Origin of the sequence: Caballeronia sp. S22 (genome assembly GCF_964261745.1) — a bacterium.
Classification (GTDB): domain Bacteria; phylum Pseudomonadota; class Gammaproteobacteria; order Burkholderiales; family Burkholderiaceae; genus Caballeronia; species Caballeronia jiangsuensis.
The window spans coordinates 873,998-898,220 of the sequence record NZ_OZ180035.1 but is presented as its reverse complement, the minus strand read 5'-3'; the positions used below and the strand labels follow the sequence as shown (position 1 = coordinate 898,220).

The 24,223-nt window shown below is 63.7% G+C and carries 24 protein-coding genes; 19 read left to right on the top strand and 5 right to left on the bottom strand.

Going from position 1 to position 24,223, the window contains the following annotated elements:
- The 14 genes from urtC (at position 1) to ureG (ending at position 11,706) form a co-directional block, all read left to right on the top strand.
- Positions 1–1,194, top strand: a complete 1,194-nt coding sequence (gene urtC / locus ACEN42_RS04240) for an urea ABC transporter permease subunit UrtC (protein ID WP_238212578.1) — start codon at positions 1–3, stop codon at positions 1,192–1,194.
- Positions 1,191–2,075, top strand: a complete 885-nt coding sequence (urtD, locus tag ACEN42_RS04235; RefSeq protein ID WP_035503145.1) for an urea ABC transporter ATP-binding protein UrtD — start codon at positions 1,191–1,193, stop codon at positions 2,073–2,075. Before urtC ends, urtD begins: the two co-directional genes overlap by 4 nt.
- 669 nt (positions 2,076–2,744) lie before the next feature.
- A complete protein-coding gene (gene urtE / locus ACEN42_RS04230) occupies positions 2,745–3,437 on the top strand; it encodes an urea ABC transporter ATP-binding subunit UrtE (RefSeq protein ID WP_035503144.1) in 693 nt (230 codons plus the stop codon).
- A 29-nt stretch (positions 3,438–3,466) separates the two neighbouring features.
- Complete coding sequence (locus ACEN42_RS04225) at positions 3,467–4,327, top strand: urease accessory protein UreD (RefSeq protein WP_371880718.1); 861 nt, start codon at positions 3,467–3,469, stop codon at positions 4,325–4,327.
- Between the two features lie 172 nt (positions 4,328–4,499).
- Positions 4,500–5,297: a transporter substrate-binding domain-containing protein gene (locus ACEN42_RS04220; protein ID WP_187605882.1), complete on the top strand. Its 798-nt coding sequence runs from the start codon at positions 4,500–4,502 to the stop codon at positions 5,295–5,297.
- A gap of 18 nt (positions 5,298–5,315) precedes the next feature.
- Complete coding sequence (locus ACEN42_RS04215) at positions 5,316–5,993, top strand: amino acid ABC transporter permease (protein WP_371880717.1); 678 nt, start codon at positions 5,316–5,318, stop codon at positions 5,991–5,993.
- Positions 5,990–6,640, top strand: a complete 651-nt coding sequence (locus tag ACEN42_RS04210; protein WP_187605883.1) for an amino acid ABC transporter permease — start codon at positions 5,990–5,992, stop codon at positions 6,638–6,640. Before ACEN42_RS04215 ends, ACEN42_RS04210 begins: the two co-directional genes overlap by 4 nt.
- On the top strand, positions 6,627–7,346 hold the full coding sequence (locus ACEN42_RS04205) for an amino acid ABC transporter ATP-binding protein (protein WP_187605884.1): 720 nt from the start codon (positions 6,627–6,629) through the stop codon (positions 7,344–7,346). The genes ACEN42_RS04210 and ACEN42_RS04205 overlap by 14 nt, the downstream gene beginning before the upstream one ends.
- A gap of 77 nt (positions 7,347–7,423) precedes the next feature.
- Positions 7,424–7,726 (top strand): urease subunit gamma, encoded by a 303-nt coding sequence (locus tag ACEN42_RS04200; protein WP_371880716.1) that lies wholly within the window; start codon positions 7,424–7,426, stop codon positions 7,724–7,726.
- Between the two features lie 4 nt (positions 7,727–7,730).
- The gene (locus tag ACEN42_RS04195; RefSeq protein ID WP_035503136.1) at positions 7,731–8,036 is read left to right on the top strand and encodes an urease subunit beta; all 306 of its coding nucleotides are present in this window, start codon (positions 7,731–7,733) and stop codon (positions 8,034–8,036) included.
- A 16-nt stretch (positions 8,037–8,052) separates the two neighbouring features.
- Positions 8,053–9,759 carry an urease subunit alpha gene (ureC, locus tag ACEN42_RS04190; protein ID WP_187605885.1) on the top strand — a complete coding sequence of 569 codons (1,707 nt, stop codon included), beginning with the start codon at positions 8,053–8,055 and terminating at the stop codon, positions 9,757–9,759.
- Positions 9,760–9,765: 6 nt separating this feature from the next.
- Positions 9,766–10,377, top strand: a complete 612-nt coding sequence (ureE, locus tag ACEN42_RS04185; RefSeq protein WP_371880715.1) for an urease accessory protein UreE — start codon at positions 9,766–9,768, stop codon at positions 10,375–10,377.
- A complete protein-coding gene (locus ACEN42_RS04180) occupies positions 10,364–11,044 on the top strand; it encodes an urease accessory protein UreF (protein WP_371881064.1) in 681 nt (226 codons plus the stop codon). Before ureE ends, ACEN42_RS04180 begins: the two co-directional genes overlap by 14 nt.
- Before the next feature lie 11 nt (positions 11,045–11,055).
- The gene (gene ureG / locus ACEN42_RS04175; protein WP_187605887.1) at positions 11,056–11,706 is read left to right on the top strand and encodes an urease accessory protein UreG; all 651 of its coding nucleotides are present in this window, start codon (positions 11,056–11,058) and stop codon (positions 11,704–11,706) included.
- A gap of 6 nt (positions 11,707–11,712) precedes the next feature.
- Here ureG and ACEN42_RS04170 read toward each other — a convergent pair whose 3' ends face one another.
- From ACEN42_RS04170 to ACEN42_RS04150, 5 genes are all read right to left on the bottom strand, one after another.
- The gene (locus ACEN42_RS04170) at positions 11,713–12,519 is read right to left on the bottom strand and encodes an FkbM family methyltransferase (protein WP_371880714.1); all 807 of its coding nucleotides are present in this window, start codon (positions 12,517–12,519) and stop codon (positions 11,713–11,715) included.
- A gap of 224 nt (positions 12,520–12,743) precedes the next feature.
- Entirely contained in the window at positions 12,744–14,066 is a 1,323-nt protein-coding gene (waaA, locus tag ACEN42_RS04165) for a lipid IV(A) 3-deoxy-D-manno-octulosonic acid transferase (protein WP_250483957.1), read from the bottom strand.
- Positions 14,067–14,098: 32 nt separating this feature from the next.
- On the bottom strand, positions 14,099–14,983 hold the full coding sequence (locus ACEN42_RS04160; RefSeq protein ID WP_187605889.1) for a Kdo hydroxylase family protein: 885 nt from the start codon (positions 14,981–14,983) through the stop codon (positions 14,099–14,101).
- A 51-nt stretch (positions 14,984–15,034) separates the two neighbouring features.
- Positions 15,035–15,976: a lipopolysaccharide heptosyltransferase I gene (gene waaC / locus ACEN42_RS04155; protein WP_371881063.1), complete on the bottom strand. Its 942-nt coding sequence runs from the start codon at positions 15,974–15,976 to the stop codon at positions 15,035–15,037.
- Positions 15,977–16,862: 886 nt separating this feature from the next.
- Entirely contained in the window at positions 16,863–18,263 is a 1,401-nt protein-coding gene (locus ACEN42_RS04150; protein WP_238288455.1) for a phosphomannomutase/phosphoglucomutase, read from the bottom strand.
- Between the two features lie 450 nt (positions 18,264–18,713).
- Between ACEN42_RS04150 and ACEN42_RS04145 the strand changes: the two genes are divergently transcribed.
- From ACEN42_RS04145 to ACEN42_RS04125, 5 genes are all read left to right on the top strand, one after another.
- A complete protein-coding gene (locus tag ACEN42_RS04145) occupies positions 18,714–19,976 on the top strand; it encodes an oligosaccharide flippase family protein (protein ID WP_238212593.1) in 1,263 nt (420 codons plus the stop codon).
- Positions 19,973–20,779, top strand: coding sequence for a glycosyltransferase (locus tag ACEN42_RS04140; RefSeq protein WP_371880713.1), 807 nt, complete (start codon positions 19,973–19,975; stop codon positions 20,777–20,779). The genes ACEN42_RS04145 and ACEN42_RS04140 overlap by 4 nt, the downstream gene beginning before the upstream one ends.
- Positions 20,780–20,822: 43 nt before the next feature.
- On the top strand, positions 20,823–21,962 hold the full coding sequence (locus ACEN42_RS04135) for a glycosyltransferase family 4 protein (protein ID WP_371880712.1): 1,140 nt from the start codon (positions 20,823–20,825) through the stop codon (positions 21,960–21,962).
- 25 nt (positions 21,963–21,987) lie between these two features.
- Complete coding sequence (galE, locus tag ACEN42_RS04130; RefSeq protein WP_187605897.1) at positions 21,988–23,022, top strand: UDP-glucose 4-epimerase GalE; 1,035 nt, start codon at positions 21,988–21,990, stop codon at positions 23,020–23,022.
- Positions 23,023–23,091: 69 nt separating this feature from the next.
- The gene (locus tag ACEN42_RS04125; protein ID WP_238288450.1) at positions 23,092–24,201 is read left to right on the top strand and encodes a glycosyltransferase; all 1,110 of its coding nucleotides are present in this window, start codon (positions 23,092–23,094) and stop codon (positions 24,199–24,201) included.
- Positions 24,202–24,223: the final 22 nt, after the last annotated feature.

Below are 24,223 nucleotides of genomic sequence, written 5' to 3'. Positions count from 1 at the left end.
ATGACCGCCTCGACCAATATCGGCGCGAATCTCGACGTCGCGCCGCAACCCGATCCGAGCGCCGCGCGCGCGGGCTTCGCGCTCGGCCTGCCGCCGCGCGCCTCGCTCCTGCCGCGCAAGGGCTGGCTCGCGCTGATCGCGCTCATCATCGCGATGGGCATCTTCGTGCCGGTCAGCGCGCTCGTGCTGCCGGAGACGAGCACGTTCCATTTGTCCGCCTATGCGATGACGCTCACGGCCAAGCTCATGTGCTACGCGATCGGCGCGCTCGCGCTCGATCTCGTGTGGGGCTATTGCGGCATCCTGAGCCTGGGCCATGCGCTCTTCTTCGCGCTCGGCGGCTACGCGATGGGCATGTATCTGATGCGCTCCATCGGCCGCGAGGGCACGTATCAGAGCGACCTGCCCGATTTCATGGTGTTCCTCGACTGGCACAAGCTGCCGTGGTACTGGGAAGGCACGGAGCATCTCTGGTATGCGCTGCTGCTCGTCGTGCTGGTGCCCGGCGTGCTCGCGTGGGTGTTCGGTTTCTTCACGTTTCGCTCGCGCGTGAAGGGCGTGTATCTGTCGATCATCACGCAGGCGATGACCTTCGCCGCGATGCTGCTCTTCTATCGCAATGAGACGGGCTTCGGCGGCAATAACGGCTTCACGGACTTCAAGCGCATCGCGGGATTTCCGATCACGCATCCGGGTACGCGCACGGCGCTCTTCCTCATCACGTTCGCGATTCTCGTGCTCGCGTTTCTCGCGGCGCGCTGGATCGTCACGTCGAAGCTCGGGCGTGTCGTGACCGGCGTGCGTGACGGCGAAGCCCGTCTGATGTTCCTCGGCTACAGCCCGCTCGCGTACAAGCTTTTCATCTGGACGGTGTCGGCCGTGCTGTGCGGCATCGCGGGCGCGTTGTATGTGCCGCAGGTCGGGATCATCAATCCGAGCGAGATGTCGCCGGCGAACTCGATCGAAATGGCGATCTGGGTCGCGGTCGGCGGACGCGGCACGTTGATCGGTCCGATCGTCGGCGCATTCGCGGTGAACGGCGCGAAGAGCTTTTTCACGGCGTACTTCGCGGAATACTGGCTGTTCTTCCTCGGCCTCATCTTCACGCTCGTGCCCTTGCTTCTGCCGAACGGCATCATGGGTCTCGTCGATCTCGCGCGCCGCAGAAAGAGCGCAGGAGACTCCGCAGAATGACCGCACACAATGCATTGATCGTCGATCTTCCGCCGATTCCGCCCGCGCCGGACTCGCTCGAATCGAACCACAAGAACATCAACGTCATTTCCGGCCTGGGCCATGTGCTCGCGCCCGGCGAGATCGACGTATCGCACGGCACGATTCTCTATCTCGAAGACGTCACCGTGAGCTTCGACGGCTTTCGCGCGCTGAACAAGCTGACGCTTTCCATCGACGTGGGCGAGCTGCGCTGCGTGATCGGACCGAACGGCGCGGGCAAGACGACGATGATGGATGTCATCACCGGCAAGACGCGTCCCGATGACGGCAAGGTGTTCCTCGGGCAGACGCTCGACCTCACGCGCATGTCGGAGCCGGTGATCGCACGCACGGGCATCGGCCGCAAGTTTCAGAAGCCTACGGTATTCGAGAATCATCCCGTGTGGGAAAACCTCGAGCTCGCGATGAAGACCGACAAGCGCTGGTTCGCTTCATTGCGCGCGAGGCTCGACGGGCAGGCGCAGGCGCGCATCGAGGAAACGCTGGAGTTGATTCGATTGCAGCATCAGGCGACGCGGCTTGCGGGTGAGCTGTCGCACGGACAGAAGCAGCGGCTCGAAATCGGTATGTTGCTGATGCAGCAACCGGCTCTTCTGCTGCTCGACGAGCCTGCGGCTGGCATGACCGATCATGAGACGATGGAACTTGCCGAATTGCTCAACAAGCTGCGTGGATCGTGTTCGATGATGGTCGTCGAGCATGATATGGAGTTTGTGGCCGCGCTTGCGGGGGATAGGGGGAAGGTTACTGTGATGGCCGAGGGCCGTGTTCTTGCCGAAGGGACGCTTGATGACGTCAAACGGGACGAGGCCGTTATTGAGTCTTATCTCGGGCGGTGATTTGCTTTTTATGTCGTTGGCTTTCTTTTCGTGGAATCCTGAATTCGCGGTGGTCTATTGGCTCTGCCCCTGTGCGGGGCGGCAGTCACTTTCTTTGCTGCTGCAAAGAAAGTAACCAAAGAAAGCAGCTCGTTCAGGCCCGCGGTCATACGCACGTTGGCCATGCTTGCCAGCCGCCGGTGGCACTCGCCTAAGTGTCGCCCTCGAAGGACTAACCGGGCTTGGCTCGCACACGGTCTGTCGCCCGAGACGATTCAGCGCGCCGGTTCAGCACGAAAGAGCTTCGGCACAGCGCTTCGCGCTGCCGTGGGGTATGCGAAGGAAACCATCGAAGAAGAAGCACGCGCAAACCGATTGACCCATCGGCCGCGTAGCGGGCTGGAGCTATTTGGTGCTGAACCAGCCAGTGAAGCAGCGCGAGGTGGCAGACCGTGCGCGAGCCAAGCCCGATTGGGCCTTTGGGGGCGACACTTAGGCGAGGGCCACCGCGGGCTGGCAAGCATGGCCAAACTGCGTGTGACCGCGGGCCTGAACGAGCTGCTTTCTTTGGTTACTTTCTTTGCAGCAGCAAAGAAAGTGACCCCCGCCCCGGGGAGGGGCAGTGCTAATAGACCACCGCGAATTCAGGATTCCCCGAAAGAAAGCCAACCGAAAATCCGAAAACCGAAAATGCTACAAGTCGACAATCTGAACCAATACTACGGCGGCAGCCACATCCTCCGCGATGTGAAGATGACCGTCCCCGACGGCGAGCTGACGGTCCTGCTAGGCCGCAACGGCGTAGGCAAAACGACGCTCCTGCGCTGCCTGATGGGCGTCGTCCCGACCAAAAGCGGCACCATCAACTGGCGCGGCAACAAGATATCTTCGATGCCAACGCATGCGCGCGTCGCAAACGGCCTCGCCTACGTTCCGCAGGGACGCGATATCTTCGGCCGTCTCACGGTAGAAGAAAACCTGCTGGTAGGCGCAGCAAGCCGCAAGGCGCCATCGAAGATTCCCGACCGCATCTACGATCTCTTCCCGGTCCTGCGAGACATGAAAAACCGCCGAGGCGGCGATCTCTCCGGCGGTCAGCAACAGCAACTGGCAATCGGCCGCGCGCTGATGAGCGAGCCGCAACTGCTCATCCTCGATGAACCGACTGAAGGCATCCAGCCGTCGATCATTCGCGACATAGGTCGCACGCTGCGGCAGCTCGTCGATGAAATGGGCATGACGGTGCTGCTCGTCGAGCAATACTACGACTTCGCCCGCGAGCTCGCCGACCGCTACTGGGTGATGAGTCGCGGCGAAATCGTCGCGGGCGGCGCGGGATCGGAGATGGATGCGCATGGAGTGCGCGAGCTGATCGCCGTATGATTCAGGCTCAGCTCTGAAACGCACCGCTCATGCACCACGAATCCCACGCAACGCTGGTCGATCCAAACATCTGGCGCGGCTCGCTCGAACTCGGCTACGCGCATCAGCATGGCCGCACGGTTTGCGTTCATCGCAAGCACGAAGGGCCGTTGAGGCTGCAACGCCCGCTCTATCCCGAAGGCGATATCTGTCACTCGGTGATCGTGCATCCGCCGGGCGGCGTGGCAAGCGGCGATCGCTTGTCCATCGATGTTCGCTTGCAGGAGCACACGCACGCCGTCATCACGACGCCCGGCGCGACCAAGTGGTACAAGGCCAACGGCAAGCTCGCGACGCAGCGCATCGACATCGGACTCGCGGCGCATGCGAAGCTCGACTGGCTACCGCAGAACAACATCGTGTTCGAATCGTCGAACGTCGAGCTCGAATTCAATCTCACGCTCGATGAAAGCGCGAGCGCGATCGGCTGGGATGCGATGCTGCTCGGCCGCGCCGCCGCCGGCGAGACGTGGACGCAAGGACACATCAAGGCGATATCGCGCATCGCGCGGCGCGACGGCGCAACGCTCTGGTTCGAGCGCACGCTGCTCGATGCGAACGATCCGCTGCGCGATGCCGCGCAAGGTCTCGCAGGCTTCCCCGCCTACGGCACGCTGTGGGCGATCGGCCCCGCTTGCGACGATGCGCTCGCCGAAACGCTCACCGCGCAACTTCCCTTCGACGATCAACTGCGCGCCGGCGCATCGTGCGTCGGACCGGGCGTGCTGATCGTGCGCGCAATCAGCCGCTCGATGGAGCCGCTGCAAAACGCGCTCATCGAATGCTGGACGCGTCTTCGTCCCATCGTGCATGGCGTCGATGCGCGGCCTCTGCGTTTGTGGACTACCTAGTACGCACCAGAGAAGCGCATCCGCTTGCACAGCCGTTGTGCGCGCTCATGGACACATAACCCGCGAACGCACACGATACAACGAAGAGACATCGATGGCACGACTCTCGCTTTAACCCTCGGCTCAAGAGCCGCGCCTTCCAACGCGGCCGCTCAAGACCGAAGGATCATCGATGTTCATCACGCTCACCCTTTTCTCCCGCGCGCGACGCACCGCGCTCGTCGCGCTGCTGCTTTCCCTCGCTCCCTTCGCCGCACACGCCGACGCCCTCGACACCATCGCGAAGAACGGCACGCTGCGCGTAGCCGTGCCCGAAGACTATCCGCCCTTCGGGTCCGTCGGCGCCGACATGAAGCCGCAAGGCTACGACGTCGACATGGCCGCGCTGCTCGCCAAGTCGATGAACGTGAAGCTCGAACTCGTGCCCGTGAACAGCGCAAACCGCATTCCGTATCTCACGACCAACAAGGTCGATCTCGTGATCTCGTCGCTCGGCAAGACGCCGGAACGCGAGAAAGTGCTCGATTTCTCGACCCCTTATGCACCCTACTTCCAGGGCGTGTTCGGCCCCGCCGACATCAAGGTCGCCAGCCCCGCCGATCTCACCGGCAAGACCGTCGGCGCGACGCGCGGCGCGCTCGAAGAAATCGCGCTGTCGCAGATGGCGCCGAACGCGACCATCAAGCGCTTCGAGGACAACAACGCGACCATCTCCGCGTTTCTCTCGGGACAGGTGCAACTGATCGCGGCGGGCAACATCGTCGCGGCTGCGATCCTCGCGAAGAATCCGCCGCGCCGCCCGGAAGCGAAGTTCATCATCAAGGATTCGCCCTGCTTCGTCGGCATGAACAAGAACGAGCCGCGCCTGATGACCAAGGTCGACGACACCATCGCGCAGGCGAAAAAGGACGGCACGCTCAACACGATGTCGAAGAAGTGGTTCAGCCAGCCGCTGCCCGCGAGCCTTTGACAGAGCGCACGGCAACGTATGGCCTATGAACTTCAATTCGCCGATCTCGCGCAATACGCGGGCATGTTCGCGAGCGGCGCGGCGACGACGCTCGCATTGACCGCAGTCTCGACGGCGCTCGGGATGTCGGTCGGCGTGCTCGGCGCTGCCGCACGCGACAGCCGGCGTGCGTGGCTGAGTGCGATCGTCGGCGGCTATGTCGAAGCGGTCCGCAACACGCCGTTCATCGTGCAACTGTTCTTCGTGTTCTTCGGCCTGCCCGCGCTCGGCATTCATTTGAGCGAGTACGTCGCGGCCATTCTCGCGATGACGCTCAATCTCGGCGCGTATTCGATCGAGATCATCCGCGCGGGCGTCGCGGCCGTGCCGAAGGGGCATCACGAAGCGGCGGCTTCGCTTGCGATGTCGCGTGGCGAATCCTTTCGCCATGTTGTGCTGCCGCAGGCGCTCGCGAAGGTGTTTCCCGCGCTGACCAGCCAGATCGTCATCACGATGCTCGGCTCAGCCGTGGTATCGCAGATCTCGGTGCCCGACCTCACCTATGCAGCGAGCTATATCCAGTCGCGTAACTTTCGCGCATTCGAAACGTGCTTCTTCATCACGGCGGCCTATCTCATGATGGCGCTCGTGTTGCGCACCGCGTTGAACGCGGCGGGCAAGCGCTTTCTGATGAACCATCGGAGCGCCGCGCGATGATCGAATTCACCCTCGCGCAGATTTTCGAGAACCTGCTGCTCGCGGCGCGCTGGACCGTCGTGCTGTCGATCGTTTCGTTCGTGCTGGGCGGCATTGCCGGCTTTGCGCTGCTGGTCATGCGCGTGTCGAAATCGCAGGTGCTGCGCGCGTTCGTCAAAGCCTATATCCAGATTTTTCAGGGCACGCCCCTCCTGATGCAGCTGTTCCTCGTGTTCTTCGGGCTGCCGCTGCTCGGCATCGACGTTTCGCCGTGGCTCGCCGCGACGGTCGGTCTCACGCTCTTCACCAGCGCGTATCTCGCGGAGATCTGGCGCGGCGCGGTCGAAGCGGTGCCGAAGGGACAATGGGAAGCGTCGTCGAGTCTCGCGATGAGCTATTTCGAGCAGCTTCGGCACGTGATCCTGCCGCAGGCGACGCGCATCGCCGTCGGTCCGACCGTCGGCTTCGCGGTGCAGGCGGTGAAGGACACGGCGCTCGTATCGATCATCGGCTTCACGGAACTCACGAAGGCCGGCACGATGATTTCGAATGCGACTTTCCGGCCGTTCCTCGTGTATGGGCTCGTCGCCATCATCTACTTCGTGCTTTGCTATCCGTTGACACGCTATGCGCGCACGCTCGAAAGGAAATGGAATGCCGCTCGTTGAAACCCGCAATCTTCAGAAGCAGTTCGGCGCGAATCAGGTGCTGAAGGGTATCGACTTTGCCGTCGAGCGCGGACAGGTCGTATCGATCATCGGACGCAGCGGCTCGGGAAAGAGCACGCTGTTGCGCACGTTGAACGGGCTGGAAAGCATCGACGAAGGCTCGATCGAAATCGACGGCGAGCATTTCGATGCGCGTCATGCCGACTTGCGCGCGCTGCGTCTCAAGGTCGGCATGGTGTTTCAGCAGTACAACCTCTTTCCGCATCTCACCGCGGGAGAGAACGTGATGCTCGCGCAAACGGTCGTCAGGAAGATCCACAAGGCGAAGGCGCGCGCGACCGCGCACACGGTGCTCGAACGCGTCGGTCTCGGCGACAAGTTCGATGCGTATCCCGATCAGCTCTCCGGCGGCCAGCAGCAGCGCGTGGCCATCGCGCGCGCGCTCGCAATGAAGCCGACCGTTTTGCTCTGCGACGAGATCACGTCGGCGCTCGATCCAGAACTCGTCGGCGAAGTGCTCGCGGTGGTCGAAGATCTCGCGCGCGACGGCATGACGCTCATCATGGTCACGCACGAGATGCGCTTCGCTCGCAAGGTGAGCGACAAGGTCGTGTTCATGCATCAGGGGCGCGTGTGGGAATCGGGTGCGCCGGAAGAGATATTCGAGCGGCCTTCGACGGTCGAGTTGCAGCGCTTCATCCAGTGAACTGCAAGCTCGTCGAAAGCCCATCCGATGCTAGCATTGCAAGGCCCAAAGCCCTTGCGCCCTAAAACGAAAGAGACATGAAACTCACGCCCCGAGAAAAGGACAAGCTGCTGATCTTCACCGCGGCATTGCTCGCCGAACGCCGCCGCGCGCGCGGCCTGAAGCTCAATCATCCCGAAGCCGTCGCGTTCATTTCGGCCGCGTTGATGGAGGCGGCGCGCGACGGCAGGACCGTCGCCGAAGTCATGCACTACGGCACCACGCTCCTCACGCGCGACGACGTGATGGAAGGCGTGCCCGAGATGATTACCGACATCCAGATCGAAGCGACCTTCCCCGATGGCACGAAGCTCGTGACGGTTCATCATCCGATCCCTTAAGACCATGATCCCCGGCGAATATTTCATCGACGATGGCGAGCACGAGCTCAACGCGGGACGCGAGACCGTGACGGTCCTCGTCGCGAATCATGGCGACCGGCCCGTGCAGGTCGGCTCGCATTTTCATTTCTATGAAGTCAACGCGGCGCTCAAGTTCGAACGCGAGAAGGCGCGCGGCTTTCGCCTGAACATCGCGGCGGGCACGGCCGTGCGCTTCGAGCCGGGACAGGAACGCACCGTCGAACTCGTCGCGCTCGCGGGCGACCGGCACGTCTATGGCTTCAACGGCCTCGTGATGGGCCCACTCTGAACAGGACATCAATAACATGACGCTACGCATCGGCCGCCGCGCTTATGCTGAAATGTTCGGCCCGACGACCGGCGACCGCGTGCGCCTCGCCGACACCGATCTCATCATCGAAGTCGAGCGCGACTTCACCACCTACGGCGAAGAAGTGAAGTTCGGCGGCGGCAAGGTGATTCGCGACGGCATGGGCCAGTCGCAACGTCCTTCGGCCGAGGTCGTCGATACGGTCGTGACCAACGCGCTGATCCTCGATCACTGGGGCATCGTGAAAGCGGATATCGGCATCAAGGGCGGACGCATCTTCGCGATCGGCAAGGCGGGCAATCCGGACATCCAGCCGAACGTGAACATCGCGATCGGCGCGGCGACCGAAGTGATCGCGGGCGAAGGCATGATCGTCACGGCGGGCGGCGTGGATACGCACATCCACTTCATCAGCCCGCAGCAGATCGACGAAGCGATCGCAAGCGGCGTCACGACGATGCTCGGCGGCGGCACCGGCCCCGCGACCGGCACCAACGCGACGACCTGCACGCCGGGCCCCTGGCACATGGAGCGCATGCTCCAGGCCGCCGATGGCTGGCCGGTCAATCTCGGCTTTCTCGGCAAGGGCAACGCGAGCCTGCCCGCGCCACTGATCGAGCAGGTGAAGGCGGGCGCGATCGGTCTGAAGCTGCACGAGGACTGGGGCACGACGCCCGCCGCGATCGACAACTGCCTCTCGGTCGCCGACGACACCGACACGCAGGTCGCCATCCACACCGACACGCTCAACGAAGCGGGTTTCGTCGAGACGACCATCGCGGCGTTCAAGGGCCGCACGATCCACACGTATCACACGGAAGGCGCGGGCGGCGGCCATGCGCCGGACATCATCAAGGTGGCGGGCGAATCGAACGTGCTGCCCTCTTCCACGAATCCGACGCGCCCCTATACCATCAACACGCTCGACGAGCATCTCGACATGCTGATGGTGTGCCATCACCTCGATCCGTCGATCGCGGAAGATATCGCGTTCGCGGAATCGCGCATTCGCCGCGAGACCATCGCGGCCGAAGACATCCTGCACGATCTCGGCGCGCTGTCGATGCTGTCGTCCGATTCGCAGGCGATGGGCCGCGTCGGCGAAGTCATCATCCGCACCTGGCAGACCGCGCACAAGATGAAGGTGCAGCGCGGCGCACTCGCCGAGGACAACGCGCGCAACGACAACTTCCGCGCGAAGCGGTATGTGGCGAAGTACACGATCAATCCGGCGATCACGCATGGCATCGCGCATGAAGTCGGTTCCATCGAGCCGGGCAAGTGGGCCGATCTCGTGTTCTGGGAGCCGGCGTTCTTCGGCGTGAAACCCGCGATGATCGTCAAGGGCGGCATGATCGCGGTCGCGCAGATGGGCGACCCGAATGCATCGATTCCGACGCCGCAGCCGGTGCATTATCGCGAGATGTTCGCGACGCGCGGCGGCGCGCTCGGCAAGACATCGCTGACCTTCGTGTCGCAAATGGCGATGGAAGCGCGCATCGCGGATCGCTACGGTCTCAGCAAGCAAGTGGTCGCGGTGAAGAACTGCCGCAATGTGACGAAGGCCGACATGATTCACAATGCATGGCAACCGTCCATCAGCGTCGATCCGCAGACCTATCAGGTGATCGCCGATGGGCAATTGCTCACCTGCGATCCCGCCACCGTTCTGCCGATGGCGCAGCGCTATTTCCTGTTCTGAGTCGCCATGCGTACCATCGACAAACGTCTGACCGCCAAGCTCGCGCCCGTGCTCGTGAAGCGCGCGCCCACCCTGACCCTGCCTTTCGATGCGCGCGGCAAGAGCCGTCTCGCCGCCACGCTCGACAACGGCGAGGAAGTCGCCCTCGTGATGCCGCGCGGCACCGTCCTCGCGGACGGCGACATGCTCGTCGCGGATGACGGCGGCTTCGTGCGTGTGGTCGCGGCGGCGGAGGACGTGCTCGTCGTGCGCGCGCCGAGCGTGCGGCTATTGACGCGGGCCGCGTATCACCTCGGCAACCGGCATACGCCCGTGGAAGTCGGCGCGGATTATCTCAAGCTCGAAGCCGATCCCGTGCTCGAAGACATGCTGAAGCGTCTTGGCGTACTCGTCGCGCATGAGTCGCAGCCGTTCCAGCCCGAAACGGGCGCATACGGCGGTGGCCACAAGCACGGCCACGACGAAACCTTCAGCGAAGACTACTCGCTCGCGCAAAAGGTTTTCGACGAGCATCACGGGCACGATCATTCGCACGACCACGATCACGATCACTCGTCGTGCGGTCATGATCACGGTCACGACCACGATCATCATCATCACGGTCATGCGCATCGCTGAGCTCACCGCGCTTTTGCATCTCGCGTCGCCGGCGCTGCCGATCGGCGCGTTCAGCTATTCGCAGGGACTCGAAGCGGCGATCGAGCACGGCCTGATCCACGACGGCGACAGCGCCCGCGACTGGATCGCGAGCGGCCTGAGCACCGTGCTCGCGCGTGGTGAATTGCCGTTGCTCGCGCATCAGATCGGGCATTGGCGTTCGCACGACGAAGCCGCGTTGAGAGCCGCGAACGATGAATACATCGCGAGCCGCGAATCGGCGGAGCTGAAACGCGAAACCGAGCAGATGGGCTGGTCGCTCGCGCAACTGTGCGCATCGCTCGAATGGGGCGACGCAGCGCGCCGCGCGACGCTCGCCGCGATCAAACCCATCGCGCAGCCGAGCGCGTTCGCCTTCGCCGCGTTCGCGCACGATGCGACGACGGAAACAGCGCTCGCGGCCTACGCGTTCAGCTGGGTCGAGAATCAGGCGGCGGCCGCGCTAAAAGCCGTGCCGCTCGGCCAGCTTGCGGGGCAGCGGATCATCGTCGCGTTGCGCGAGCCGATCGATGCCGCCGTGCGCCGCGCGCTCGATACATCGCCCGAACGGGTCAACACTTTCGCGCCGCAACTCGGCGTTTTGTCCGCGCGGCACGAATCGCAATACTCGCGGCTTTTCCGCTCCTGAACCGATATTCCATGAACACTCCCGCTTACTCTTCCGCTGCTCGCCGAACCAAGAAACTGCCTCCGTTGCGCGTGGGCGTGGGCGGGCCGGTCGGCTCCGGCAAGACCACGCTGCTCGAAATGCTGTGCAAGGCGATGCGCGAGAAGTACGACCTCGTCGCCATCACCAACGATATCTACACGAAGGAAGATCAGCGCCTGCTGACTGTCGCGGGCGCGCTGCCGGCCGAGCGCATCATGGGCGTCGAAACGGGCGGCTGTCCGCATACGGCGATCCGCGAGGATGCGTCGATCAATCTCGAAGCCGTCGATCGCATGGTGTCGAAGTTTCCCGATGCCGATATCGTGTTCATCGAATCCGGCGGCGATAACCTCGCGGCGACCTTCAGCCCGGAGCTCTCCGATCTGACCATCTACGTGATCGATGTCGCGGGCGGCGAGAAGATTCCGCGCAAGGGCGGTCCGGGCATCACGAAGTCGGATCTGCTCGTGATCAACAAGACCGACCTCGCGCCTCATGTCGGCGCGAATCTCGACATCATGGCAAGCGACGCGAAAAAGATGCGCGGCGAGCGGCCCTTCGTGATGTGCAATCTGAAGGCGCTCGACGGGCTCGATGACGTCATTCGCTTCATCGAGAAGAAGGGGCTGCTGCTCGCGTGAGGCGCGCTACATCAGCGCGATCGAATTCGATATCGAGAACGCGTTCTCGCCCATCTGCACGAAATCGCGCTTCATCTCGACGTGCCATTGCAGGAAGTTGCGGCTGTTCGATTCGCCGGGAAGCATCCAGTCGTGCAACTCGATCACGACGACCGGGAACTGATTCAGGGCATCGCAATGGCGCGAGAACAGGTCCGACTCCGCGCCTTCGATATCGATCTTGAGAATGAACGGCGTCACGCCGGATGTGGGCATCACGTCTTCGAGCGTGAGCGCGTCGACGGCATAACCTTTCTCGATGGGCTTGTCGGCCGTGCGGAAGGCCCATTCGCCGCCGCCCGGGTCGTTGAGATAGAGCGTGCCGCGCCTCGCCGCGATCGCGGCATTCAGCGGCGTGATCAACGGAAAGGCCTCCGCGTTCTTTTTGAGCAGCGCGAAATTCGATACATCCGGCTCGATCGCGACGATCTTCGCTTTCGGATAGGTGAGCGCGTGCCACACCGCGGCGGCGCCGATATTCGCCCCGGCATCGACGATCAGCGGATTCTCGCAGGCATCGTAAAACGCCGCGATTTCCTTCGCGCGAACCAGATGATCCGTGGCGTACTCGCGCATGAAGAAGATCTGCCTGCACACCTCGCGATCCGCCGCGCAAGGCCGATATTCGAAGCGCCGGTTACCCGGAAGCACGAGACCGTGCGCGCCGTACCGGACGGTGCCCCATGCATCGGTCGGTCCCGGATGTGGCCGCAAGAGGCGCAGGAGCCCGGGCGGCATCATGTCTTTGACAACGGACTTGAGGAGATCTTGCATGCGCGTCCTCTAAAGAAGATTGGCAGCACGTTCGCAGGCGTCCGGCCCATTGGTACCCGTTCGAGGGGGCCGGCGGGGCGTTCAGTATCCCCCTAACCTTTTCGACGTTCAACCCTCTATTTGTCGGCAGAATGCACAATTTTGTCAGACGATTCAGGGAAAAGAACGAAAAAGCCTGTGGATTGGCCAGTCGATCGGGCGCGCGCCGCTGGTCGGGCGAACGATCACTTCGCCGCGTCGCTTTCCTCTTCGAGCAATGCGCTCAGCACGCTCACCGTGCGCTCCGTCGCGCCGCGATGCCGCGCCGCGAACGCCGACGCCGCCGCGCTCATCGCGAGCCGCCTCGCCTTGTCGCTGAAGATTTCGCGCAGACCGCGCGCAAGCTCCTGCGGGTCCTGGACACGCAACGCGGCGCCTGCCGCGATCGCATCGTTGGTCGCCTGCGTGAAGTTGAACGTGTGCGGCCCGATCAGCACCGGCACGCCCGCGGCGCACGCTTCGATCAGATTCTGCCCGCCGAGCGGCAACAGGCTCCCGCCGATGAACGCGAGATCGGCCGCGGCGTAATACGCGCCGAGCTCGCCCATCGAATCGCCGAGCAGGACCTGCACGTTTGCCGGCAACGGTTCCGGCACGTCCGCGCCCGATCCCGCCGCGGCCGGCTTCGGCGCCCACACCGAACGGCGCGCGCTCGTCAGCCCGAGGCTCGCGATCAGCGCCGACACTTCATCGAAACGTTGCGGATGACGCGGCACGAGAATCAGCAGCGCGTCGGGCACATTGAGCGCCGCGAAGGCGCGCAGCACCAGCGTCTCCTCGCCTTCGCGCGTGCTCGCCGCGACCCACACCGGCCGGTCGCCGATCGCCGAGCGCCACGCCTGACCGCGCGCGACCAGTTCGGGCGGCGCGGTCATATCGAACTTCAGATTGCCGAGCACCGCGACATTGCGCGCGCCGAGCGCGGTGAGCCGTTCGGCGTCGGACGGCGTCTGCGCGAGCACGCGCGAAAAGCCGCCGAACACTTCGCGCACCGCGCGCCCGAACTTCGCCGCGCGCCGGTACGAACGCTCCGACATGCGCGCGTTCGTCAGCACGAGCGGCACGTCGCCGCGCTTGCATTCATCGATGAGCGTCGGCCAGACTTCCGTTTCCATCACGATGCCGAGCGACGGACGCCACGCACGCAGGAAGCGCCGCACGAGCACCGGCAGATCGTAGGGAAGATAGCCGCGCCACACGCGATCGCCGAACAATTCGAGGCCCGTCGCGCGGCCGCTCGGCGTCATGTGCGTCAGCAGCACGCGCGCTTCCGGATGCGTTTTCAGCAACGCATCGATGAGCGGTTGCGCCGCGCGCGTCTCGCCGACCGATACCGCATGCACCCAGATGAGCGGCGCGAGATCGTCGGCGCGGCGCGGCGGGATGCATCCGAAGCGCTCGCCGATATGCTCGCGGTATCCACGCTCCTTGCGCGAACGGATGTAGAGCCGCAGCACGGCGAGCGGCGCGACGATCCACCAGAGCGATCGATAGACGAGCCTCAGCACCGCAGCCGATGCGCCCGGGGAAGCGGCGCCGCTCAAACGAGCGCCCTGCCCTTCAGGCGCTCGAGAATGCCGAGCGGCGCGCAATCGGGGCGCGCCATCGCCTTGACGGGCAAAAAGAAGGTCTGTTCCATCATGAACTGGCCGGACATCACGGCGTGCGAAGTGTGATCGGAGAAGCAGACCCACACCGAGCCCGGCGGAAACGGCATCGCCTCCTGCGGCGCAGTCTTCTGATAGTCGAGATCGGCCTTCATCGCGTCATGCAGATGCAGCATCAGATGGTCGTACTCGCTGCGCGGCGACTTCGTGATGTGCAGCAGATTCATGAGCCAGGCCGAGCCGGGCATCTGCGTCTTGATGCCGGGCAGGAAGCGCTTGGCCATGTCCTCGAACGGTTCCCCGACGCGCCATACGCGCGGCGCGCCTTGCGGATTGATGTTCGTGAACACGCGCAGAATGCGCTCGCCGTAATTCGGGCGCGACGGGAACGCATCGACGTGCAGGCGGCTGTCGTCCTTGCGCCAGGATGTCTCGCGCGTTTCGACCTGATGCAGCCTGAGGCTCGTGGGCGCGACGCGCAGCTTGCCGTCGTATTCTGGAAAAAGGCCATCGACGAGCGAGCGCGCATGATCCTGATAGCGCTTGATGAGCGAGCGCACCGCCGACTGCGTCACGTTCTCGCCGAGCACGCCGTTGAGCGCGCCGCCGTTGGGCGCGAGGCTGATGTTCTTGCGTTTGGGGTCCGCGATCTTCGGATCGAGCAGCGCGAGTTCGCCGCCTTCGATCGGAAAACGCAGATTGGGGAAATACAGCACCTTGCCGTTTTCGACGCCGGCAAGGAGCGTCTCGCGCGGCACGGAAAGATTCTTTCCCTGCCAATCGCCAGACGCGACTTCGATGATTTGAGATTCCGTCATGTGTCTACGACCTTGAGTTGCCCGAGCACGGCGCGGCGCGCGAAGGACACGCTACAGCAGGCCGAAGCCCGCGAGCGCGGCCTTGACTTCGGAAAGCGTCGGATGCCGGCTCGCGTCGCCGAGATTGACCACCTGCGGCGACCAGTAGCCGCCGGTGCGCCATGCGGTCGAGAAATTGTACAACTCGACGGTCGGGCGCTTCAGCGCCGCGGCAATATGCACCAAGCCCGTATCGACGCCGATGGTCGCGGCCGCGCCGTCGATCAGTCCGACCACCGCGGGCAGCGACAGCTTCGGCGGCACGATCGCGGCCGCGCCGAATTCCTTCGCGAGCTTTTCGCTCGTCGCGCGTTCGGCGTCGCTGCCCCACGGCAGCACGATCGACGCGCCGCGCGTAACGAGCGCCTGCCCGAGTTCGATCCACGCGGCTTCGGGCCATTGCTTGTCGGCGCGCGAGGTGGCGTGCACGAACACGACATACGGCACCGGCAGATTCAGCCCGAGCTCGGAGACGGCGAGCGTTGCGCGGCGCGTGTCGATGCCGAAGTCGATGTCGTCGGTCATCTGCGGCTTCGGCAGATCGAGCGCCGCCGCCACGAGTTGCCGCGTACGTTCGACGACGTGGGTACGCGGCTCGATCGGCACGCGCCGGTCGTAAAAGAAACGCACGGGCCATTCGTAGCCCGCGCCGTCGGTGCGATTGCCGAGACCGACGAGCGGCCCGCGCGCCCAGCTCGCGACCCACGCGGTCTTGATGAGACCCTGACAGTCGATGACGAGATCGTATTTTTCGGCGGCGAGTTCGCGCTTAAACTTGCCGATCTCGCGCCAGTTTTCGGGCGATGCGAACGCGCGGCGCCAGCGCCTGAGCGAGAACGGGATCGCGCGGCGCACGCCGTGCACCAGTTCGACGAGACTTGCGAAACTTTCCTCGACGAGCCAGTCGATCTGCGCATCGGGATAGCGGCGGCGGATGTCGGCGATGGCCGGCATGTTGTGGACGACGTCGCCGAGCGACGACACGCGGACGATCAGGATCTTTTGCACGCTGGGGTGAGGGGGCGCGGGAGGGCGCTGCGCGGTGAGAAGGAAAGGGGTGATTTTAGAGCGTGTATCGGAGTTTCGCTGGGAAATGCTTTCGTTCGCCGGATCCCGTATTCGTCGTTCGCCGGATCCCGTGTTCGTGTCGGTCTATTAGCACTGCCCCTGTGCGGGGCGGCAGTCACTTTCTTTGCTGCTGCAAAGAAAGTAACCAAAGAAACAGCTATCCCCAGCCTAAGCACTTCACACCGGCCGCGGCACAGGCGATTGGCCTAATGGCCCGCCAGTAGCGAGTGCCCCCACAAGCAGACAAGGGCTTGGACCGCGCACGGTCTGACGAGCCATAACCTTGAGCGCGCTGGTTCAGCACCAAATAGCTCCGGCCCGCTACGCGGCCGACGGGTCAATCGGGTGGGCGTGCGCTTCTTCCCGATGGTTTCCTCCGCGTACCCAACGGCAGCGCGTAGCGCCGTGCCGAAGCTATTTGGTGCTGAACCAGCGCGCTAAAACATCTAGCGCGTCAGACCGTGCGCGAGCCAAGCCCGGTGAGTCCTTCGAGGGCGACACTTAGGCGAGTGCCACCACGGGCTGGCAAGCATGGCTAACGTGCGTGTGACCGCGGGCGGTGAGAAGCTGCTTTCTTTGGTTACTTTCTTTGCAGCAGCAAAGAAAGTGACCCCCGCCCCGGGGAGGGGCAGTGCTAATAGACCACCACGTACACAGGCCATCCACAGAAGCCCGAGCACACAAAAAGCCAGACCGTATCAAACACTACAAAGTGCAGGCCCGCCAGCCAACGGACCAGGCACTCGTAATATCACCGCCCGGCGCAAGCCATTCAAAACGGCAATTTCGCATCCGGCTTCTCCGCCAGAATCACCCGACGAAAATCCTCCTGAATCCGCTTCAACGCCGCGTCGTTATCCGCCTCGAAACGCATCACGACCACCGGCGTGGTATTCGACGAGCGCGCCAGCCCGAACCCATCCGGATATTCCACCCGCAATCCGTCGATCGTCAGCACATCGTCCGCTCCAGTGAACTTCGCCGATTTCTGCAGACGCGCGATCAGCTCGAAGTTCTCGCCCTCTTCCAGCTTAAGCTGCAACTCAGGCGTCGATAGCGAATTCGGCAGATCGTTGAGCAGCTTGCTCGGATCCGCCACGCGCGACAGGATTTCGAGCATTCGCGCGCCCGTGTACAGGCCATCGTCGAAGCCGTACCAGCGGTCCTTGAAGAACACGTGACCGCTCATCTCGCCCGCGAGCGGCGCGCCGGTTTCGCGCAGCTTCGCCTTCACGAGCGAGTGGCCGGTCTTCCACATCACCGGCTCGCCGCCCTGGTCGCGCACCCACTTCGCGAGATTGCGCGTGCACTTCACGTCATAGATGATCTGGCCGCCCTTGTTGCGCGACAGCACTTCCTGCGCGAACAGCATCAGCTGACGATCCGGATAGATGACCTGCCCGTCCTTTGTCACGACGCCGAGACGGTCGCCGTCGCCATCGAATGCGAAGCCGACTTCGGCATCCGTTTCCTTGAGCGCCTTGATCACGTCCTGCAGATTTTCCGGGTGCGCCGGGTCCGGGTGATGGTTCGGGAAAGTGCCGTCGATGTCCGTGAACAGTTCCACGAGTTCGCAGCCGAGCGCCTTGAACAGCTTCGGCGCGAGGCCGCCCGCGACGCCATTGCCCGTATCGACGACGATCTTCATCCCGCGCACCGGCTTCACGTCCGACACGATGCGATCGAGATAGATCTGCGATACGTCGAACTCGGTGTACGTGCCTTCGCCCGTGGTGAAGTCGCTATCGACGATGCGCTTGTACAAGCCCTGAATCTGGTCGCCGTAGATCGCCGCGCCGCGCAGCACCATCTTGAAGCCGTTGTAGTCGGGCGGATTGTGGCTGCCCGTCACGACGATGCACGAATCCACGCGACGCTCGCCCGAAGGCAACGGCAGCGGCACGCTCGCCGCGAAGTAGCCGACGGGCGTAGGCACCATGCCGACATCGACGACATCGACGCCCGCCGCGCGCAAGCCCTCGGCAAGCGCGCCGACGAGTTCGGGGCCGGAGAGACGTCCGTCGCGCGCGACGACGACCGAGTCGCCGCCCTGGCTTTTGATCTCGCTGCCGAATGCCTGGCCGATGCTCTTCGCGACATCCGTGTCGACCGTCTTGCCGACGATGCCGCGAATGTCGTAGGCCTTGAAGATGGATTGGGATACTTGGCTCATGAGATGGCTACCTCTTCTCTATTAATTGATGGTTTCTCGGCGATGCAGCCATGAGGGCATGCAGGTCGTGACGGTTGGCGCGCCATGCAGCGTGCGAGGCGCGTGAACGACTGCCAGATGACGTACGAATTCTGCCTATGCGTCTGTTAAATCAACACGAAAGAAACAATTGGAAGCAACTGGAAGCAACTGGATGCAAAACCAGCGCAACGGGCAAGCCGCGGATCGCACTTATAATCGCTGTCTTTCGGCGCTCTCGTGGTTGCGCGCGGCGGTTCAAAGCCTGCGCGTTCATTCTAATCCAATGCTCAAACGCTCTTTCGCCTCGATGCCTTCGAATGAGGCGCGTCTGCGTGCAAACACACAAAACTTGACCGAACACGCAGACTTGCAGGGCGGTCAGGCTGAGGTAGCACGCCGTGTGCCCGCCTGTGCGGCCGGATCGGCCGCATGAAGGCGCTGACGCGCTCCGGTAATCCGGACGTCGCCCGCGCGCTCGCCAATATCGTCTGGCTCGGGCTCGAACGGCTCACGCAGATTGCGGTGGCGATCGTCATTTCGGGCCTGCTCGCGCGCTATCTCGGCCCCGACGTTTTCGGCAAATGGCAATACGCGAACACGCTCCTGCTCGTGATCGCGCCGATCACCTGGGTCTGCGGCGCGGAAATCCTCGTGCCGACGATCGTCAACCGCACGCCCGCCGAAGCCGGCGCGGTGCTCGGCAGCGCGTTCGTGCTGCGCATGGGCGTCTCGATCATCGCGCTCGTCGTCACGTGGATGTGGATCGCGGCGGGCGGCACCGATCCGATGGTCGGTCTGATGCTCGCCGGCCTCGCCGTCACGATGCTCTTTCGCGAGCCGTTCATCGGCGTCGTCAATTCGTGGCTGCAAAGTCTCACCTACAGCAAGCCGCAGCTCATCGCGAGCATGGCGGCGGCCATCGTCAAGGCGGCGCTTGTTTTCGCGCTGGTGCGCGCGATGGCCGCGCCGTCGAGTTTCGGCTGGCTCTGGGCGCTCGAAGCCGCGGCGATCAGCGCCGCGCTCGTCGTGTATTACATGCGCCGTCACGGCGGCACGCTCGGCTGGCGCTTCGATCGCGCACTGTTCAGACATTTCGCGAGCGCGGGCACGGTGTTCTGGCTCGGACTCATCTGCATGTATCTGTTTCTCAAGCTCGACCGGCTGATGCTCGCGCATCGCGTGTCGTTCGCGGAACTCGGGCTCTACTCCGCCGCGCAGCAGTTGAACGAGAACTGGATCGCGCTCGCGCTGATGCTCTCGCAGACCATCGCGCCGGCATTCGTCTATCGCGTGCAGGAAACCGCGCGCCTCAGGCGCAATCTCGTGCGCCTCTTCGCGATGACCGCCGTGCTGATGATCGCGGGCGCCGCCGTCCTCGATGCGCTCGCGGGCTTCATCATCGCGCGCGTGTTCGGGCCGAACTACGCGGGCGCCGCCGATATTTTCCGCTGGGCCGTGTGGCTGTCCGTGCCGGCGGGCGTCGAGGCGATCGGCAATCTCGTCGTGCTGAAATATCAGGCGAAGTACGTGCTGCTGTCGAAATGGCTGTTCGCGCTGGCCGTCGCGTTCGCGGTGAACTGGTTCACGATTCCGCGCATCGAAGGCTACGGCGCGCTGATCGGGCTGGCGGCGGGCTATGTCGCGGCGGCGTCGGTGAATTTTTACTACATCCGTTTGCGGCTGCGCGCATGAACGATCTATCCGATGTCGCCGTGCTGATGCCCGCGTTCAACGGCCAGGCCGAGGTCGAACGCACGCTCGCATCGTTCAGGGAAGCCTCGACGGTGAACGTGCTGATCGTCGACGACGGCAGCACGCCGCCGATCGTCGCGCCCGTCATCGACGGCATGCGCATCGACATTCTGCGGATGCCGCGAAACGGCGGCATCGAGCGCGCGCTCGAAGCGGGCATCGCGGCGCTCGCCGCGCGCGGCGTGCGTTATGCGGCGCGCATCGATGCCGGCGATCTGGCGACGCCCGGCCGTCTCGCGAAGCAGCGCGCGTACATGGAGGACCATGCGCGCGTCGCGGTGCTGGGCATGTGGACGCACGTCGTATCGACGCAAGGCGCGCCGCTCTTCGACCTGACGCCGCCGAGCGAGCCCGCCGCGATCCGCCGCATGATGCTCGCGCGCACGTGCTTCACGCATCCGTCGCTGATGCTGCGTATCGATGCCGTGATCGAAGCGGGCAACTATCGCGCGGACTATCGCGCGGCGGAAGATCTCGATTTGATCCTGCGGCTCCTGCAACGGCACGACGGCGCGAACCTGCCCGAGTTCGGTCTGTTCTACGAGCTGAACGAAGGCGGCATCAGCGCGACGAAGCGGCGCGTGCAGGTGATGTCGACACTGCGCCTGCAACTGCGCCATCTGCGCGTGACGAATCCGCTCGACTGGGCGGGCGTCGCCAAAAGCATCGCGCATCTCGTCCTGCCGTATCGCGCGTTGCGTGGTCTGAAGGCGCGATTGCTGAAGTCCACGTCTTCCGCGTGAAAATTTCAATGTTCAGTTCGCGCCACGTTGAGCGCTCTTCCGGATGACGAAAGAAAAGTCGAGTCTTCGCATCGCCCTCGTCTGCAACACGGCGTGGGCGATCTACACCTACCGGCAAGGCGTGTTGCGCATGCTGACCGCGGCCGGTGCGCAAGTGACGATCATCGCGCCGCGCGATCGCACCTTCGAGCCGCTCACGGAAATGGGCTGCCGCTGCGTCGAGCTGCCGGTCGCATCGAAGGGAACGGACCCGCGCCAGGACTTCAAGACGCTCGCCGCGCTCTATCGCGAATATCGCGCGACGCGCCCGCATATCGTGTTTCACTACACGATCAAGCCGAACATCTACGGCTCGCTCGCCGCGATGCTCGCGCGCGTGCCGTCGATCGCGGTGACCACCGGCCTCGGCTACGTCTTCATCCAGAAGAGCCGCACGGCGCAGGTCGCGAAGCTGCTGTACCGTTTCGCGTTCCGCTTTCCGCGCGAAGTGTGGTTTCTGAATCTCGACGATCACGAAGCATTTCTGCACGAGAATCTGCTCGCGCATCCGGATCGCGCGCGGCGTCTGCACGGCGAAGGCGTCGATCTCGATGAATTCGCGTTTCAGCCGCTGCCCGCGCGCGCGGACTTCGTTTTCATCCTGATCGGGCGTCTGCTGTGGGACAAGGGCGTCGCGGAATATGTCGAAGCCGCGCGCAGAATCCGGGCGAAATATCCGCACGCGCGTTTTCAATTGCTCGGGCCGGTCGGCGTCGACAATCCCAGCGCGATCAGCCGCACGGATGTGCAGAAGTGGGAAGCGGAGAATATCGTCGAATATCTGGGCGAAGCCAACGACGTGCGCCCGCTCGTCGCCGCGGCGGATTGCGTCGTGCTGCCCTCGTATCGCGAAGGCGTGCCGCGCACGCTGATGGAAGCCTCGGCGATGGGCCGCCCGATCGTCGCCACCGATGTGCCCGGCTGCCGCGAGGTCGTCGAGGACGGCGTGAACGGTCTTCTCTGCGAGGTAAAGAACGCCGACAGCCTGACCGAAGCGCTCGAACGCATGCTGACACTCTCCGCCGGCGAGCGCGAGGCGATGGCGCTGCGCGGCCGCGAAAAAGTCACAAGCGAATTCGACGAAAAGAATGTCGTCGAACGCTACAAGGGCACAATACATGCCATTACTGGCATTTCACTCTGATTTCATGCAATCGGGAGAGCAAAAGATGAATGGTAATCAGCCGACGAAGGGCACGATTCTCGTCACCGGCGGCGCGGGCTTTATCGGTTCGCATACGTGCGTCGAATTGCTCGACGCGGGCTATGGCGTCGTGGTCATCGACAATCTCGTGAACAGCCGCGCGGAATCGCTGAAGCGCGTCGAAAGCATCGCCGGCAAGCGCGTCGCGTTCCATCACGCCGACGCGCGCGATGAAGCCGCGCTCAACCATATCTTCGACACGCACGAGATCACCGGCGCGATCCACTTCGCCGCGCTCAAGGCCGTGGGCGAATCGGTCGCGAAGCCGGTCGAGTACTACAACAACAACATCGGCAGCCTGCTCGCCGTGCTGAAGGTGATGAAAGAGCGCAACGTGCGCAACTTCGTGTTCAGCTCGTCCGCGACGGTCTATGGCGTGCCGAAGAGCGTGCCGATCGACGAATCGTTTCCGCTTTCGGCGACCAACCCTTACGGCCAGTCGAAGCTCATCGCCGAACAGATCCTGCGCGATCTCGAAGTCTCCGATCCGTCGTGGCGCATCGCGACGCTGCGCTATTTCAATCCGGTCGGCGCGCATGAGAGCGGGCTGATCGGCGAAGATCCGGCGGGCATTCCGAACAACCTGATGCCGTATGTCGCGCAGGTGGCCGTCGGCAAGCTGGAGCGGCTGCGCGTGTTCGGCAGCGATTACGATACGCACGACGGCACCGGCGTGCGCGATTACATTCACGTCGTGGATCTGGCGCGCGGGCACATCGCGGCCATCGACGCGCTGAAGACGCTCGACCGCAGTTTCGTCGTGAATCTCGGCACGGGCCAGGGCTACAGCGTGCTCGATGTCGTGAAGGCGTTCGAGGCGGCGTCGGGCAAACCGGTGCCGTACGAGCTCGTGCCGCGCCGCCCGGGAGATATCGCCGCCTGCTACGCCGATCCGGCCGCCGCCGCGGAGCTGATCGGCTGGCGCGCGGAGCACGGCATCGAACGCATGTGCGTGGATCACTGGCGCTGGCAGTCGCAAAACCCGAACGGGTTCGCGTAAAGTCTCGCTGCGCCCCGCCTCGTCGTTCCGAGCGATGCGGGGCTGCTTCTCCCAACCGGTTCTATTTTCATGCTTAGTTTCGCGCTTGCTTTTCTGGTCTCGCTGCTCGTGACCTTGTTGATCGTGCGCTTCGCACACCTGCAGGAAGGCGTGCTCGGCGACACCGATCTCGCCGGCGTGCAGAAGTTTCACGCGCGCCCGGTGCCGCGCATCGGCGGCGTGGGCATCATTTGCGGGCTGACCGCATCGGCGGTGCAGTTGCGATGGAGCTATCCGGCCGTATCGGGCGGGATTCTCGGCATCGTCGCGTGCGGCCTGCCGGCGTTTCTCTCCGGGCTGATCGAAGACCTGACCAAGCGCGTCTCGCCGCTCGCCCGCCTCGTCTGCACGATGGCCGCCGCGGGCCTCGCCTATGCGTTGCTGAATATCGCGGTCACGCGCATCAGCGTGCCGCCGCTCGATTTCCTGCTGTCCTACGCGATCATTTCCTGCGCGGTGACGGTGCTCGCCGTCGCGGCGCTCGCGAACGCGGTGAATATCATCGACGGTTTCAACGGCCTCGCGTCGATGGTCAGCTTCATGATGTTCGCGTCGCTCGCCTACGTGGCGTTCCAGGTGCACGATCCCGTCGTGCTGTCGGGATCGCTCATCATGATGGGCGCGGTGATGGGCTTCTTCATCTGGAATTTCCCCGCCGGCCTGATCTTTCTCGGCGACGGCGGCGCGTACTTCGTCGGCTTCATGCTGGGCGAGCTCTCCATCATGCTCGTGATGCGCAACCGCGACGTCTCCGCGTGGTATCCGGTGCTGCTCTTCATGTATCCGATCTTCGAGACGTGTTTCTCGATCTATCGCAAGAAGTTCATTCGCGGCATCTCGCCCGGCATTCCGGACGGCGTGCATCTGCATATGCTCGTCTACAAGCGGCTGATGCGCTGGGCCGTCGGCGCGAAGAACGCGCACGAACTGACGCGGCGCAACTCGCTCACGTCGCCGTATCTGTGGCTGCTGTGCCTGATCGCGGTGATTCCCGCGACGCTCTTCTGGCGGCACACGGTGCATCTGTTCTGCTTCGTCGTCGTGTTCGCGGCGACGTATGTGTGGCTCTACATGAGCATCGTGCGCTTCAAGTCGCCGCGCTGGCTCGTGTTTCGACGGCCGCACACGGTGAAGAAGTAAGCTCTTTTCCCGACGATGAACG

What these genes read in the sequence shown, in the direction of transcription:
- urtC (WP_238212578.1), top strand. Translation starts at nt 1, where the DNA reads ATGACCGCCTCGACCAATATCGGCGCGAATCTCGACGTCGCGCCGCAA.
- urtD (WP_035503145.1), top strand. Translation starts at nt 1,191, where the DNA reads ATGACCGCACACAATGCATTGATCGTCGATCTTCCGCCGATTCCGCCC.
- urtE (WP_035503144.1), top strand. Translation starts at nt 2,745, where the DNA reads ATGCTACAAGTCGACAATCTGAACCAATACTACGGCGGCAGCCACATC.
- ACEN42_RS04225 (WP_371880718.1), top strand. Translation starts at nt 3,467, where the DNA reads ATGCACCACGAATCCCACGCAACGCTGGTCGATCCAAACATCTGGCGC.
- ACEN42_RS04220 (WP_187605882.1), top strand. Translation starts at nt 4,500, where the DNA reads ATGTTCATCACGCTCACCCTTTTCTCCCGCGCGCGACGCACCGCGCTC.
- ACEN42_RS04215 (WP_371880717.1), top strand. Translation starts at nt 5,316, where the DNA reads ATGGCCTATGAACTTCAATTCGCCGATCTCGCGCAATACGCGGGCATG.
- ACEN42_RS04210 (WP_187605883.1), top strand. Translation starts at nt 5,990, where the DNA reads ATGATCGAATTCACCCTCGCGCAGATTTTCGAGAACCTGCTGCTCGCG.
- ACEN42_RS04205 (WP_187605884.1), top strand. Translation starts at nt 6,627, where the DNA reads ATGCCGCTCGTTGAAACCCGCAATCTTCAGAAGCAGTTCGGCGCGAAT.
- ACEN42_RS04200 (WP_371880716.1), top strand. Translation starts at nt 7,424, where the DNA reads ATGAAACTCACGCCCCGAGAAAAGGACAAGCTGCTGATCTTCACCGCG.
- ACEN42_RS04195 (WP_035503136.1), top strand. Translation starts at nt 7,731, where the DNA reads ATGATCCCCGGCGAATATTTCATCGACGATGGCGAGCACGAGCTCAAC.
- ureC (WP_187605885.1), top strand. Translation starts at nt 8,053, where the DNA reads ATGACGCTACGCATCGGCCGCCGCGCTTATGCTGAAATGTTCGGCCCG.
- ureE (WP_371880715.1), top strand. Translation starts at nt 9,766, where the DNA reads ATGCGTACCATCGACAAACGTCTGACCGCCAAGCTCGCGCCCGTGCTC.
- ACEN42_RS04180 (WP_371881064.1), top strand. Translation starts at nt 10,364, where the DNA reads ATGCGCATCGCTGAGCTCACCGCGCTTTTGCATCTCGCGTCGCCGGCG.
- ureG (WP_187605887.1), top strand. Translation starts at nt 11,056, where the DNA reads ATGAACACTCCCGCTTACTCTTCCGCTGCTCGCCGAACCAAGAAACTG.
- ACEN42_RS04170 (WP_371880714.1), bottom strand. Translation starts at nt 12,519, where the DNA reads ATGCAAGATCTCCTCAAGTCCGTTGTCAAAGACATGATGCCGCCCGGG.
- ACEN42_RS04160 (WP_187605889.1), bottom strand. Translation starts at nt 14,983, where the DNA reads ATGACGGAATCTCAAATCATCGAAGTCGCGTCTGGCGATTGGCAGGGA.
- waaC (WP_371881063.1), bottom strand. Translation starts at nt 15,976, where the DNA reads ATGCCGGCCATCGCCGACATCCGCCGCCGCTATCCCGATGCGCAGATC.
- ACEN42_RS04150 (WP_238288455.1), bottom strand. Translation starts at nt 18,263, where the DNA reads ATGAGCCAAGTATCCCAATCCATCTTCAAGGCCTACGACATTCGCGGC.
- ACEN42_RS04145 (WP_238212593.1), top strand. Translation starts at nt 18,714, where the DNA reads ATGAAGGCGCTGACGCGCTCCGGTAATCCGGACGTCGCCCGCGCGCTC.
- ACEN42_RS04140 (WP_371880713.1), top strand. Translation starts at nt 19,973, where the DNA reads ATGAACGATCTATCCGATGTCGCCGTGCTGATGCCCGCGTTCAACGGC.
- ACEN42_RS04135 (WP_371880712.1), top strand. Translation starts at nt 20,823, where the DNA reads ATGACGAAAGAAAAGTCGAGTCTTCGCATCGCCCTCGTCTGCAACACG.
- galE (WP_187605897.1), top strand. Translation starts at nt 21,988, where the DNA reads ATGAATGGTAATCAGCCGACGAAGGGCACGATTCTCGTCACCGGCGGC.
- ACEN42_RS04125 (WP_238288450.1), top strand. Translation starts at nt 23,092, where the DNA reads ATGCTTAGTTTCGCGCTTGCTTTTCTGGTCTCGCTGCTCGTGACCTTG.